The 13,664-nt window shown below is 71.6% G+C and carries 9 protein-coding genes; 8 read left to right on the top strand and 1 reads right to left on the bottom strand.

The genetic code is table 11. The features are described 5' to 3' along the window. The first annotated feature begins 9 nt into the window (after positions 1 to 9). From ACFWCK_RS01705 to ACFWCK_RS01670, 8 genes are all read left to right on the top strand, one after another. Positions 10 to 1,392 carry a serine hydrolase domain-containing protein gene (locus ACFWCK_RS01705; RefSeq protein WP_378804245.1) on the top strand — a complete coding sequence of 461 codons (1,383 nt, stop codon included), beginning with the start codon at positions 10 to 12 and terminating at the stop codon, positions 1,390 to 1,392. A gap of 5 nt (positions 1,393 to 1,397) precedes the next feature. Next, entirely contained in the window at positions 1,398 to 2,441 is a 1,044-nt protein-coding gene (locus ACFWCK_RS01700) for a dipeptidase (RefSeq protein WP_378804244.1), read from the top strand. A 148-nt stretch (positions 2,442 to 2,589) separates the two neighbouring features. After that, positions 2,590 to 4,644 (top strand): dipeptide ABC transporter ATP-binding protein, encoded by a 2,055-nt coding sequence (locus ACFWCK_RS01695; protein WP_378804243.1) that lies wholly within the window; start codon positions 2,590 to 2,592, stop codon positions 4,642 to 4,644. Then, the gene (locus tag ACFWCK_RS01690) at positions 4,641 to 5,591 is read left to right on the top strand and encodes an ABC transporter permease (protein WP_233310428.1); all 951 of its coding nucleotides are present in this window, start codon (positions 4,641 to 4,643) and stop codon (positions 5,589 to 5,591) included. The genes ACFWCK_RS01695 and ACFWCK_RS01690 overlap by 4 nt, the downstream gene beginning before the upstream one ends. Next, positions 5,588 to 6,493 (top strand): ABC transporter permease, encoded by a 906-nt coding sequence (locus ACFWCK_RS01685; RefSeq protein ID WP_378804242.1) that lies wholly within the window; start codon positions 5,588 to 5,590, stop codon positions 6,491 to 6,493. Before ACFWCK_RS01690 ends, ACFWCK_RS01685 begins: the two co-directional genes overlap by 4 nt. A gap of 191 nt (positions 6,494 to 6,684) precedes the next feature. Further along, on the top strand, positions 6,685 to 8,538 hold the full coding sequence (locus ACFWCK_RS01680) for an ABC transporter substrate-binding protein (RefSeq protein ID WP_378804241.1): 1,854 nt from the start codon (positions 6,685 to 6,687) through the stop codon (positions 8,536 to 8,538). Positions 8,539 to 8,599: 61 nt separating this feature from the next. Beyond that, positions 8,600 to 9,904, top strand: coding sequence for an erythromycin esterase family protein (locus ACFWCK_RS01675; RefSeq protein WP_378804240.1), 1,305 nt, complete (start codon positions 8,600 to 8,602; stop codon positions 9,902 to 9,904). Beyond that, positions 9,901 to 11,964, top strand: coding sequence for a prolyl oligopeptidase family serine peptidase (locus ACFWCK_RS01670; RefSeq protein ID WP_378804239.1), 2,064 nt, complete (start codon positions 9,901 to 9,903; stop codon positions 11,962 to 11,964). The genes ACFWCK_RS01675 and ACFWCK_RS01670 overlap by 4 nt, the downstream gene beginning before the upstream one ends. 73 nt (positions 11,965 to 12,037) lie before the next feature. Here the strand turns inward: ACFWCK_RS01670 and ACFWCK_RS01665 are convergent, their stop codons facing one another. After that, positions 12,038 to 13,648 carry a PucR family transcriptional regulator gene (locus ACFWCK_RS01665; protein ID WP_378804238.1) on the bottom strand — a complete coding sequence of 537 codons (1,611 nt, stop codon included), beginning with the start codon at positions 13,646 to 13,648 and terminating at the stop codon, positions 12,038 to 12,040. Positions 13,649 to 13,664 lie beyond the last annotated feature (16 nt).

Genomic DNA, 13,664 nt, shown 5'->3' with positions numbered 1-13,664 from the left:
AGGAGGACCATGCCCGAGCTCGACGCGTTCCGCACGGCGCTGAACGAGCGCCTGCCCGCCCTGCGCCGTGCGCACGAGGTGCCGGCGGTGTCCGTCGCCGTCGGCGTCGGGGAGTGCACCGCCGCGGCGGCCGACGGGACGCTGAACCTCGGGACGGGCGTGACGGCGACCGCCGATGCGGTGTTCCAGATCGGCTCGATCACGAAGGCCTTCACCGCAACCCTCGCGATGCAACTCGTAGACGACGGCCTTCTCGATCTGGACGCTCCGATCACCGCGGTGCTGCCGGGTCTGCGGCTCTCCGGCGCACCGGCGGCCCCGGGCATCACCGCTCGGAGGCTCCTCACGCACACCGGAGGCTTCGAAGGCGATGTGTTCGACGACACCGGTGCGGGCGACGACGCGCTCCGCGACTACGTGGCGCTGCTCGCCGACCGCACGCCCGCCCTGTTCCCTCCCGGCGCGCTCTGGTCCTACAACAACGCGGGGTACTGCCTGCTCGGGCGGATCGTCGAGGTCCTGCGCGGACAGAGCTGGGAGCGAGCGCTGCGCGAGCGGATCCTGGATCCGCTGCGCCTCGGCCACGCCGCGGTGGATGCGGCCGAGGCGGTGCGTCAGCGGGTCGCGGTCGGGCACCTCGCCCCGCGGCCCGGCGCGCCTCTGGCACCGGTGCCGATCTGGTCGATGGGGCGCTCGAACGCGCCCGCCGGATCGATGCTCGCCATGCGCGCCGCAGACCTCGTGACGTTCGCCCGCATGCATCTGCATTCCGGCGTCGCTGCGGACGGCGCCCGTGTGCTGTCCGCGGACGCGGTCTCCGCGATGCAGCAGGCGCACGTGCGCCTCCCCGACATCGCCCAGGGCGTGGCATGGGGTCTGGGCTGGGAGCTGTTCGAGCACGGCGGACGCGCGCTGTTCGGGCACGACGGCAGCACGATCGGACAGTCGGCTCTGCTGCGCATCGAGCCCCAGCGGGGCGTCGTCGTGGCGGTCCTGGCCAACGGAGGAGGCGCGCGAGCGCTCATGGCGGAGCTGATGAACGGTGTGATGGAGGAGTTCGCGAGCGCGCCACGCGCAGCGCCGCCGATGCCCTCGGGTGCGCCGCTCGGCGACACGCGCCGCTACGAGGGGCGCTACGCCTCGGCGACCTCGGTGACCGAGATCGTGCGCAAGGGGGACTCCCTGGTGCTGGAACGCATCCCGGTCGGCATCGCGGAGGAGGTCGGGGATCCTCCCTACGTCACCGCACTGGTGCGCTGGCGCGGCGAGTCGTTCCTGCCGACCGAGTCGGAGGACGGCGTGCACCAGCCTGTGGCCTTCCTCGGCGACGACGGCGCAGGCCGAGCCGAATTCCTGCACGCCGGCCGGGCGGACCGGCGGGTCGCGTCATGATCGGGATGCCTGACGCCGGCGCCCTGCATCGCAGAGCGGTGGTCGCGGACGCGCACAACGATCTGCTGTGCGCCGTCGTGGCCCGTCCTCCGCACCGGTGGGGGAGCTTCTTCCGCGAGCGATGGCTGCCGCAGCTCGAGGCCGGCGGGGTGGATCTGCAGGTGCTCCCCGTGTTCGTCGAGGACGCCTACCGCCCCGAGTCCGCCCTGCGGCGCACGCTGCGCATGGTGGAGGCCGCGCACCGCCTCGCGGAGGAGAACGCCGGCCGCGTGGCGCTCTGCCGCTCCGGCGAGGACGTCGATCGCACGATCGCCGACGGGCGGATCGCCCTCGTGCTGGCGCTCGAGGGCATGCCCGGCGTCGACGCGGACGTGGAGCTGATCGCCACCATGCACCGCCTCGGCGTGCGCGTCGGCTCTCTCACCCACGTCGGGCGGAGCGCGTTCGCCGACGGATCCGGCGAGGACGCCGCCGGCAGCCGGCTGAGCGGGGCCGGCATCTCCGCGGTGCGCGAGATGGAGCGGATCGGCATGCTGGTCGACCTCAGCCACCTCGGCGTCGCGGGCGTCTCGCACGTGCTGGAGATCGCGACCAGGCCGGTGATCGCGACGCATTCGTCCGCGCGAGCGTTGCGCGATCACCATCGCAATCTCTCCGACGAGCACCTCGCCGCGATCGCCGCGGGCGGCGGCGTGATCTGCGCGAACTTCTTCGCGCCGTTCCTCGATGCGGAACCCGCCACGATCGAGCGGCTCGTGGATCATCTGGAGCACATCGTGATGATCGCCGGGAGCGGCCACGTGGGCCTCGGTCCCGACTTCGTGCGGGAGGTGATCGGTGAGACCACACCGCCATGCTGTGTGGTCACCGAGGTGCAGGGCGTCCCGGCCGATGTCTACCTGCCCGGGCTGGAAGGTCCGGAGGGGCTGCCGCTCGTCACCGAGGCGCTGCTGCGACGAGGGTGGGCCGAGGCCGATATCCTCGGCGTGCTCGGCGGCAATGTGCAGCGGCTGTTCCGGGAACAGCTCGGACGACCTTCGGCCCGCTGACCGGGTCCGATCGTCGAGAGTCGTCTCGGCGGACGAACGGAGGCTGCGCCGTTCGACGGACCGGACGAACGCTGCTCCATCGCGGTGGCGCAGGATCATGGAAGAACAGGCCCGGCCGTGCGGAGCGGCGGGCGCAAGGGAGCGCGCAATGCTGACGATTCGAGACCTCTCGGTCGAGATCCGCACGGGGGAGCGGACCGTGCGTCCTCTCTCCGGCGTCGACCTCGACCTCGCTCGTGGCGAGACGCTCGGCATCGTCGGCGAGACCGGATCCGGCAAGTCGATGACGGGTCTGTCCATCATGGGGATGCTGCCGAGCGGATCCGTGGTGACCAGCGGATCGATCCGCTTCGACGGCGAGGAGCTCGTCGGTGCGGACCCGCGCGCCTTCCGTGCACTGCGCGGGCGCCGGATCTCGATGGTCTTCCAGGACTCGCTCACCGCACTGAACCCCACTCAGCGTGTGGGCGACCAGGTCGCGGAGCCGCTCCTGCTGCACGGACTGGCACGCCGGTCGGAGGCGCTGCGCCGGGCGGAGGAGATGCTGGCGCTCGTGGGCATTCCGCGCCCTTCCGAGCGCATGCGCGACTATCCGCATCAGCTCTCCGGCGGGATGCGGCAACGGGTGATGATCGCGATGGCGCTCATCACCGAACCCGATCTGCTCATCGCCGACGAGCCCACGACCGCGCTCGACGTCACGATCCAGGCCGAGATCCTGGACCTGCTGGGCGGGCTCAAGGATCAGCTCGGCATGGCGATGATCCTCGTCACGCATGACATGGGCGTGGTGGCACGGCACGCCGACCGCGTCGGCGTCATGTACGCGGGAAGACTCGTGGAGACGGGCCCGACCCGCTCGCTGTTCCGGCGCACGAAGCACCGCTACACTCGGGCGCTGCTCGACTCGATCCCGTCGCTCGAGCAGGACCGCGGCGCCGAGCTGTTCTCGATCCCCGGATCCCCGCCGGACCCTGCGGAGACGGTTCCCGGGTGCCGGTTCGCGCCGCGCTGCGCGGCCGCGACGGATCGCTGCCGGACTGAGCGGCCGCCGCTGGACGGCGACGGCGGGCACGTCTTCGCGTGCTGGAACCCCGTCGACGGGGCGACGGCGGTGCGGCTGGGCCGTGCCCTTCCCGCCGGCCGCATCGTGGAGGCGTCGGCGGCACCCCGGCTCGAGGTCCTCGAGCTCGTACAGGAGCACCCCGTCTCGGGCTGGACGCCGAAGGGGCGTCGGCGCACCGTGAAGGCGGTCTCCGGGGTGAGCTTCACCGTGCGAGCGGGCGAGACCCTCGGCCTCGTCGGGGAGTCCGGGTGCGGCAAGTCGTCACTGGGGCGCATGCTCGTCGCGATGGACCGGCCCACGGCGGGCGAGGTGCGGCTCGAGGGCGCGCGCGTCTCGGGGGTGAGCAGGAGGGCGCTCGGAGCCCATCGGGCGCGGCTGCAGATGATGTTCCAGGACTCCGGCGCCGCGCTCGACCCGAAGATGACGATCGGTACGATCCTGCGCGAGCCCCTCGCGATCCAGGGCATCGGTACGACGGCGGAGCGCACCGAGCGGGCGATCGCGCTGCTCGACAGCGTCGGGCTCGGTCCGTCGATCATGGAGCGGTATCCGCATGAGCTCTCCGGCGGGCAGCGTCAGCGCATCGGGCTCGCCCGGGCTCTCGCGCTGGATCCCGACGTCCTGGTCGCGGATGAGCCGGTGAGCGCCCTGGACGTCTCGATCCGCTCCCAGGTGCTGAACCTGATGCGCACCCAGCAGCGCGAGCGAGGGCTCAGCAGCGTGGTGATCTCGCACGACCTGTCGGTCATCCGCTACCTCTCCGACCGGGTCGGGGTCATGTACCTCGGCAAGATCGTCGAGACCGGCGCGACGGATGACGTCTACGAGCGGCCCGCGCATCCGTACACCGCCGGTCTGCTCGCGGCGGTGCCCGTCGCGGATCCGGACGCCCCGGTGCCGGTCGGTGCCGAGCGCGTGCGGGGAGAACTGCCCAGCCCGCTCGACCCTCCCAGCGGCTGCCGGTTCCGCACGCGATGCCCGCTCGCGACCGAGCTGTGCGCGGCGGAGGAGCCGGTGCTGGAAGCAGTCGGCACCGGCCACGACGTCGCGTGCCACTTCCCGCTGCAGCCCAAGACGACAGCGAAGGGTGCCCCGAGCCCCGATGCGGACCGGACCGAGACGGAGGCGGCGGCATGATCTCCTATCTGCTTCGCCGGATCCTGATCTCACTGCTCGTGCTGATCGGCATCTCGATCGTGATCTTCGTGATGCTGCATCTCATCTCCGACAGCCCGGGCAGGGTCGTGCTCGGCCCGCAGGCCTCGGCCGCCGCAGTCGACGCGTTCAACCGGGAGAACGGGTTCGACCGTCCGCTCTTCGCGCAGTACGTCGACTACGTGGGACAGCTGCTGCACGGCGACCTCGGGCGCTCCTACAAGCTGAACGAGGAGGTGTCGGTGCTGTTCGCGCAGAACGCGGGGCGCAGCGCCGTGCTGTCCCTCTCGGGTCTCGTGCTTGCGCTGCTCATCGCGATCCCGCTCGGGATCCTTCAGGCGGTCCGGCGGAACACCGTCGTCGATCGCGCCGCCACCGGCGTCGCCTATCTGCTCTACGCGACGCCGTCGTTCCTCGTCGCGCTCCTGCTGATCGCGCTGCTCAGCCAACTCGTGCCGCTCTTCCCCGCGGAGGCCTCGCAGTCCGCCTCGCCCTGGGTCGTGTTCACGGATCCGCGCGCGATGGCGCTGCCTCTGCTCACGCTCGCGCTCACGAATGTCGTCGTCTTCTCGCAGTACCAGCGCTCCGCGGCGCTCGAACAGCTCGGCATGGACTACATCAAGGTGGCGCGCGCCAAGGGAGCCCCGGAGCGGATCGTCCTGATGCGGCACCTGCTGCGCAACGCCTGCATCCCGCTCATCACGCTCGTCGGCGTCATGATCCCGACGCTCCTGGCGGGCAATCTCATCGTCGAGTCGGTGTTCAACTACCCCGGCCTCGGCCTCCTGTTCCTGAACAGCCTGCATCGCGAGGACTATCCGGTGCTGCTGGCCTACACGCTCATCGGCGGTGCCCTCACCGTGCTGGGCAACCTCCTCGCCGACCTCGTGGTCGCACGCGCGGACCGACGGATCGAGCTGAGCAGATGACCACCGCACACCCTGAGCTGTCCGAGAAGACCGACGTCATCGTCGCGACCGCATCGAGGGCGCGGCCGCTCGCCGCGGGAGCGGTCCTGCGGGGGCTGCGGCGCAGCCCGATGGCTGTGACCGGGGCGGCGCTGCTCGCGCTGCTGGTGCTGTTCAGCTTCGTCGGCCCGCTGCTGTACCCGACGAACCAGACCGATGTGAACCTGCTCGATGCGCTCCTGCCGCCGGGGGAGGGGTACCCGCTCGGCACCGACCCGAACGGCTTCGACGTGCTCGGCCGTCTCATGCTGGGCGGACAGGTGTCGCTCGAGATCGGCCTGCTGGCCGCCGTCTTCGCCACGACGCTCGGCACGATCTACGGCGCTGTCGCGGGGCTCGCCGGGGGCGTCGTCGACGGGATCATGATGCGGTTCGTCGACGTCCTGCTCGCGATCCCGTTCCTGTTCTTCGTGCTCATCATCGCGGCGCGGTTCACCGCGACACCCCTCACCCTGAGCCTCGTGATCGGCGGCTTCTCCTGGCTCGTCTCGGCGCGGCTCATCCGCGGCGAGGTGCTGTCGCTGCGGGTGCGCGAGTTCGTGCAGGCCGCGCGGCTCATGGGTGCGGGGGACCGCAGGATCATCTTCACGCACCTCATCCCGAACACGTTCGGCGTGATCATCGTGAACCTCACCTTCCAGGTCGCCGACGCCATCCTCGTGATCGCCGCGCTCGGATTCCTCGGGTTCGGGTTGAGCTATCCGGTCACGGACTGGGGCAGCCAGCTCTCCAGCGGCGTCGCGTACATCACTGCCGGCAACTGGTGGCTGATCTACCCCGCAGGGCTGTGCATCGTGGTCGTGGTGCTGGGGCTGAACCTTCTCGGCGACGCCCTGCGCGACGTTCTCGATCGGCGGCGGTGAGTGCGCGGAGCGGGTGTGTCCACCCTGACAGCCGCGCGGAACGGAAACTGTCCGGATCTCTGAACGTGCCGGATCAGACGTCCTGCACGCTCGAATCAGCAGGATCCGGGACCCGGCGGGATCGCCCCGGAAACCGAAGAACCCGACGAACCCGCTCGACGAACCCGATGAATTCGAAGAAGGAGCACAGCATGAACCCGCAGGTTCCCCGGAGGCGACGGCGCCTCCTGATCGCGCTCACGGTCGCGGCCGCCCTGATCACCACCGGCTGCACCGCCGGGACCACCAAGGTCGACCCCTCGCAGTACCGCACCATCCCGGCCGCGAGCGGCAAGGCCGTCGACGGCGGCGTCATCACGATCGCGATGACGCCCGGCCTCGCCCCGAACTACATCTTCCCGTACCCGCCGGCCGAGGCGAACGGCGCGGTGATCGGCTACGACCTGATGTGGCGCACGCTGTATCGCGCCGACGCCGACGGCAAGAGCAACGCGGGCACGAGCCTCGCCGAGGCCCCCGTCTACAGCGACGACGGCCGCACCGTGACGATCGCCATGAGGAAGAACAGCTGGTCCAACGGCAAGGCCCTCACCGCCGGAGACGTCGTCTTCTCGCTCGACATCCTCAAGGCCGCCGTCGCCCAGAGCGCTGCCAACTGGGCGTTCTACACGCCCGGGCAGTTCCCGGACGGGGTGACCGCGACCGCGCAGGGGACCGACACCGTGGTGTTCACGCTCGAGAAGGCGTACAACCCCGCGTACCTGGAATCGCTCCTTCAGCAGCTCGTCGTCCTCCCCTCGGCGGACTGGAGCATCGCCGCGAGCGGCGGGCCGGTGCTGGACTACACGGATCCGGCGAACGCGGGCGCGATCTACACGTTCCTCACCGGGCAGTCCTCCGACCAGTCCACCTTCGCGACGAACCCCCTGTGGCAGGTCGTGAGCGGACCGTATGCGCTGAAGAGCTTCGAACCGACCACCGGATCGTTCTCGCTCACCCCCAACAAGGCGTACACGGGCCCGGGGGAGCATCGGCTCGAGCAGGTCGACTTCAAGGCCTTCACCTCGGCCGCCGCGATCTACAACCAGTACCAGGCGGGCACGATCACGGTCGGGCGTCTCGATTCCAGCTACTCCTCGAAGATCGAGGATCTGCGGAAGAAGGGCTACAACGTCTACGCGGCCCCCGCCCCCGCGCGTTCGGATCCCCTGGTGATCAACTTCGCGAACACCACGGGAGGGTTCGACAAGATCATCGCCCAGCCCTACGTGCGACAGGCGCTCCAGCATCTCGTCGACCAGCCGGGGTACATCAAGAGCCGCGGCGTCTACAACGGCGCTGCGAGTGAGAACTACGCCACCGTCGGGCTGGGCTCGGCCTTCCCGCCCGCCTTCGGCGACAAGGCGCCCTACCCCTTCGACCCCCGGACGGCCGAGAAGCTGCTCGCCGATCATGGCTGGAAGGTCGACAAGGCGGGCACGACCTGCGAGCGGGCAGGCACCGGATCCGACCAGTGCGGTGCGGGCATCGCCAAGGGGCAGAAGATCTCGTTCACGCTCGCCTCGGCGAGTTCTCCGAGCTACGTCGGCGCACGCGACCTCGCGTTCTCCTCGGAGGCGAAGAAGATCGGGATCGACGTGAAGGTCGTCTCGAAGTCCCTGAACTACATGTACGAGAACTACACGAATCCCGGCGCACCGGCGAACACGAACGAATGGGCCATGCAGGACAGCGGGCCGTTGGTGATGACCTCGTACCCGACCGCGAACGGCGCGTTCAACACCGATGGCAGTTTCAACCTCGGCAGCTACAGCAACGCGGACGCCGACAAGGCGATCGAGGCGAGCGTGTTCGGATCCGACCCGAAGGCGCTGAGTGCCGAGACGACCCTGCTGTCGAAGGACCTGCCGGTGCTGTTCCTGCCGACCCCGGACAACCTCATCGTCTGGAAGAGCACGCTCTCCGGGCCGCCGGACACGTTCGAGGGCCTGCTGAAGTTCATCTACTCCCCGGAGCAGTGGTACTTCACCCAGAAGCAGAAATAGCGACCCGGAACGGGGCCGGTCCCGAGAGGCCGGCCCCGTGACGGTGAGAGGATCATCCCTGATGCGCGAGACCGATCGGACGTACGTCCGCCCGCTGGCGGCACCCGGCGCCCCCTGGGATCCCGTTCTGGTGCAGGGCCTGGTCGGTGATGCGCGCGTCGTGCTGCTCGGCGAGGGCGCGCACGGCATCGACGACTTCGCCCGGCTCGGCGACGGGTTGTTCCGCACGCTCGCGACGGAGCTCGGCTTCACCGCTTTCGTGCGCGAGTCGGGTTTCGCGGAAGGGCTGGCCGTCGACGCGTGGATCCAGGGCGGAACGGGCGACGTCGAGGACGTCGCCCGGGCCGGGATCACCTACGGCTTCGGCGATTCCGACGCCGTCCGCCGGCAGCTGGGCTGGATGCGCTCGGAGAACGAGCAGCGTCGGACGGCGCGCGCGACCGGGCCCGGCGAGTCCGGGTCGGCGGGCGGCACGTTGCGCTTCTGGGGCATGGACCTGCCGGGATCCTCGACCTCGCCCGGACCCGCTGTGCGGGTATGCCTCGCGCACATCCCCGCGCACCCCGGCGACGACGAGCTGCGCCGGATCACGGATCTCGGCGGACGCACCGAGGCGGCGATCGCCTGGGAGAGCCTGGACGAGCAAGGGCGAGCCCGCATCCGCGACGGCATCGCCGGGCTGCGTGCGCGGGTGGAGCGAGACGGCGACGACATCGCGCGGCGGAGCGCGGCGACGCTCGATGCCTTCCTCGCGGAGCTCGCCTGGGACGGCGAGCCGGGTGCGTACCCGCGGGAGCGGCTCATGGCCGACACGGTCGCGTGGATCGCGGAGCGCGAGGAGCGGATCCTGGTGCTCGCGCACAACGCGCACGTGCGCCGGGAGCCGCTGCACGGCCGACCGACGATCGGCACGCTGCTGCACGAGCGGTTCGGCGCCGGGCTGCGAGTGATCGGCATGACATACGGGCACGGCCCCGTGGTCTCGTTCGTCGAGCGCTCGCCGCGTCCCTTCGACTGGGAGGCGGCGCTCTCGGAGCGCGAACCCGCCCCTGGTTCGCTCGAACTCGCCCTGGATCCGCTCGGTGACGTGCTCGTCGATCTGCGCGACGCGCCCGCCGCGCTGCGGGACGGAGTCGAGGGCACGCACGCGGGCGGGGGGATGGATCCGCTCGCCGATGTGACGGGCGCGTTCGATGCGATCGCGCACCGGCATCGGGTCGAGCTCGTGCCCGGCCACCTCGACCGGCTGCAGGCGGAGTTCGGCGTCGGGCGCCAGAGCCCCGGCGGAGGCGACGCGGCTCCGTCGCCTCCGGGTGCCGGCGCACGGTCCGACGCGCCGGGCGACGGGCAGGAGGGCCTCGCATGAGCGTCGCACCGCTGCCGGCCCGGGTCGAGGACACCGTGGAGATCGTCGCCGGCATCGCGGTGCCGGATCCCTACCGCTGGCTCGAGGGCGATGCCTCGGTCCCGGGCGAGGTCGCCGACTGGCAGCGCGCCCAAGCATCCCACGCCGAGCAGAGCATCTGGGCCGGCCACGACCGTGAGGCCGTCCTCGCCCTGGTCGAGCGCAGCCACACCGGTGCCTGGCCGGAGCTGCCCCGCGGCGGGAACGGACGCTGGTTCCGTGCGGAGGGGCGCCGTCTGGTGGTCGCCGACGAGCCCTACGGCGTCGGGCGCACCCTTGTGGATCTCGCCCGTTTCGACGCGTCGGGCAGCACGGCCGTGCTCAGCTGGTTCGCCCCGTCGCCCGATGGTGCGCTGCTGGCGCTCGGGGTCTGCACCGACGGCAGCGAGCACAATCGGGTCGAGCTCGTCGAGACGAGCACGGGCGCGCTGCGCGACGACGCCCCGCCGGAGCTGCTGCACAGCTCCTGGGGCGGAGGGATCTCGTGGTTCCCCGACAGCACGGGCTTCGCCTTCCTCGGCCTCTCCAGCACCGCGCACGACTTCCGTCAGGTGGTGTACCGCCGGACGCTGGGCATGCGGGGACCGTCCGCGGTCGAGGACGTGCCGGTCCCGGCAGGATCGCGCGAGTACACCCGGATCCAGTTCTCTCCGGACGGACGCTGGGCGGTCGCGAGCCACCGGGTCGGCACGCCGTTCCCCGTCGCGGTGCGCGACCTCGCCGATCCCGCTGCGCCGTGGCGTCCCTTCCTGCCGTCGCGGCCGGAGACCGTCGTGGGGCACATCGTGGGTGACCGCTATGTCGCCGTCACAGACCTGGACGCGCCCCGCCGCCGGCTCGTCGCGATCCCGCTCGACGCCGACGATCCGGCCGACCCGTCCTGCTGGACGGAGCTGGTGCCGGAGAGCGACGCGGTGCTGCGCTCCGTGCTCCCGGTCGGTGATGCGCTGTACCTGAGCGAGTTCCACCGCACCGCCGCGCGCGTGCGGATCCTCGACGACAGCGGCGCCGAACGGGGCACCCTGCCCCTGCCGGGAGAGGGCGCTCTCGCCGCCCCGTTCTTCCCGCTGACCGGTCTCGCAGCCGAGAGCCGGGACGGAACCTTCCTCTTCGCGTTCTCGACGCTCACCTCGTCGTGGGGCGTGTACCGGCACCGACCGGGCGGTGCGCTCGAGGTGCTGCGCGAACCCGAGATCGTGATCGACGCGACCGCGGAGCTGCGTGAGGCGACGGCCTCCGACGGCACCGCGATCCCCTACCACGTCGTGCGCCCGCGGGGCGGCTCCGGGGCGGCTCCGGTGCTGATCTCGGCCTACGGCGCCGCAGGGATCCCCACCCTTCCGCAGTACCAGCCGGATCTCGCGGCCGTCCTGGCCTCGGGAGGCACCGTCGTGCAGGCGTACCTGCGCGGAGGGGGAGAGTTCGGGAGCGCCTGGTTCCGGGCGGCCGACCGCGAACGACGCGGCACCCGCGACGGCGACCTGCTCGCGGTGGCCGAGGACGTGGTCGCCGCGGGGATCGCAGCACCAGGCCGGCTCGCGCTGTCCGGCGGCTCCGACGGCGGGCTCATGTGCGGCAACGCGATCACCGCGCGCCCCGACCTGTGGTGCGCGGTGCTGCCGCGCGCCCCGCTGCTCGACCTCGTCGGTGGGTTCCGCAACCCGTATCTGGAGTTCGTGATCCGCAAGGCCTGGGGCGACCCCGACGATCCCGTCGACGTGGAGCGCATGATCTCGCTGTCCCCGTACGAGCGCGTGCGACCGGCGGACTACCCGTTGCTCTACGTGGAGGCCGGTGCCAACGACCCGCGCTGTCCGCCGTGGCAGGCACGCAAGTTCGTGGCGCGCATGCAGGCGGCGCAGCGCGGACCGGCGCCGATCCTGCTGCACGTCTACGAGAACGCCGGCCATGGATCCGGCACCGGGCATGACGTGATCGTCGCGCAGGACGCGGCCTGGCTCGCGTGCCTCCTGGGAGCGCTCGGTCTGCCGGATCCGGTCCGGCCCGAGTCGCGCCGCTGAACGCGAGACCCGACCCGGTCCGATCGGCGCCTCCACGCACGGGTTCCCGCGTCGGGGCGTGTCCCGGCGCGGGTCAGCGCTCGGGATTGATGGCCCGCAGGCGCAGCTGCATCATCGCGCCGAAGCGCGCGTTCGGGTCATCGAGGTCGATCCGGCCGACCTCCGCCACGCGGCGCAGGCGGTAGCGGAACGTGTTGGGGTGCACGAACTTCGCTGCGGCTGCGACGCCGACGTCGCCGAATGCATCGAGCCAGGCCTCGAGCGTCTCGGCGAGGCTGCTGCCGTGCGCCTCGTCATAGGCGAGCAGCCGCGCGAGCGGACCGGACGGGATGTCCCGCGCGGGTCCGGCGAGCTCGAGCAGCAGCGCCTCGGCGTGCACCTCATCGAGCCTGGCGACCTGGCGGTCCACGATGCCGGCGCGCAGCACCCGAAGCGCGCGGTCGGCGCTCGCTCGGGAGCGGGGGAGGAGCGAGGTCTCCGTGACCACGATGCCGACGCCGATGAGCGGACGCAGCGTCGAGCGCATCCGGGCGAGGAACTCCATCGCCACGCGCACAGCGCTGTCGCCCTCTTCGTCTGCGTCCGCCGTGGAGGCGAGAGGAAGCACGCCGTAGGCGATGTCGCCGACGAGGCCGGAGACCGAGCGCGGGTGCGCGAACGACAGGTGCACGGCGAACGCGTCGGCGACGCGCTTGCGCTCCGCGGCGAGGTGCGCGTGCGAGAGCTGCTCGGCGGCGGGATCGTGCAGGGTCAGGGCGAGCACGACGCTGTGCTCCTCGCGCAGCCCCAGGCGGTGCACCGCCTCTCCGGCGGAGGGGCCGCCGGAGAGCGCGGTGCGCAGTAGCTCGGCGCGGAGCCGGCGCTCCACGTCGGCATCCGTGCGCTGCCACACCATGTGCATCGCGACGAGCTTCGCGGCATCGTGGAGGGACGCGCTGCGCTCCGCAGTGAGCGAGCCCGCGGTCCAGATCGTGCCGAGCACCTCGTCCCCGGCGCGGACGGCGATCGCGGTGCGCACCTCGTCGCCGGCGGAGCCGGTGGCGACCTCGACAGGCCATTCGCTCCGCGCGATCCGGGCGAGGGCGCCGCTCTCCTCGAGCGCGCGCACGTCCTGCGACGGCAGGGGGCGGGCGCGGATCCCCGGTGCGCGCTGCTGCTCGGGGCCGTTCGAGAAGGCCAGCAGCTGCGCGTTGCGATCCTCGATCGTCACGGGGGCTTCCAGCAGCGCCGCGATCGCGTCGGCCACCGCGAACAGGTCGCCCGCGAGGATGCCGCCGAACGTCACCGGCCGCGCCTCGTCCGGATCCCCGGGCGTCATGAGTGAGCGCAGCATGCCGGCCAGGTGCGCCCATGTCGTGCCGGGGTTCAGCGCGAGCACCACGACGCCGGTCGCCTCGGCCTCGGCCCGCAGCGCGTCGTCGGCGTCGAACGGGGCGCGGACCACGAGGGCCGTCACAGCGGCCTGGGCGAGCAGGGGGAGCAAGCGCCTCACGAGCTCCGGATCCTCGACGCCGACGCCCATCACGAGCGAGTTGCGCGGGGCGTCCGGCTCGTCGCGAGGATCGTGGATCACGATCGCCTCGATCGTGCGCTCGGGTGCGACCGTGCCGCAGACGACCGTGAGCAGCGTGGTGTCCAGTGCCTCGAGCACCCGCACCAGGGTGACCTGCGGGCGGTGGTTCATCGGGGGCACCTTCGCG

Source organism: Microbacterium sp. NPDC060117 (genome assembly GCF_042729315.1).
GTDB lineage: Bacteria > Actinomycetota > Actinomycetes > Actinomycetales > Microbacteriaceae > Microbacterium.
Note: the sequence above shows the minus strand (reverse complement) of the source record. Positions and strands in the feature narration are given on the sequence as shown.

Bases quoted from the DNA above. Each gene is read 5' to 3' on its own strand.
- ACFWCK_RS01670 (WP_378804239.1), top strand. From the start codon at position 9,901: ATGAGCGTCGCACCGCTGCCGGCCCGGGTCGAGGACACCGTGGAGATC.
- ACFWCK_RS01675 (WP_378804240.1), top strand. From the start codon at position 8,600: ATGCGCGAGACCGATCGGACGTACGTCCGCCCGCTGGCGGCACCCGGC.
- ACFWCK_RS01700 (WP_378804244.1), top strand. From the start codon at position 1,398: ATGCCTGACGCCGGCGCCCTGCATCGCAGAGCGGTGGTCGCGGACGCG.
- ACFWCK_RS01680 (WP_378804241.1), top strand. From the start codon at position 6,685: ATGAACCCGCAGGTTCCCCGGAGGCGACGGCGCCTCCTGATCGCGCTC.
- ACFWCK_RS01695 (WP_378804243.1), top strand. From the start codon at position 2,590: ATGCTGACGATTCGAGACCTCTCGGTCGAGATCCGCACGGGGGAGCGG.
- ACFWCK_RS01705 (WP_378804245.1), top strand. From the start codon at position 10: ATGCCCGAGCTCGACGCGTTCCGCACGGCGCTGAACGAGCGCCTGCCC.
- ACFWCK_RS01665 (WP_378804238.1), bottom strand. From the start codon at position 13,648: ATGAACCACCGCCCGCAGGTCACCCTGGTGCGGGTGCTCGAGGCACTG.
- ACFWCK_RS01690 (WP_233310428.1), top strand. From the start codon at position 4,641: ATGATCTCCTATCTGCTTCGCCGGATCCTGATCTCACTGCTCGTGCTG.
- ACFWCK_RS01685 (WP_378804242.1), top strand. From the start codon at position 5,588: ATGACCACCGCACACCCTGAGCTGTCCGAGAAGACCGACGTCATCGTC.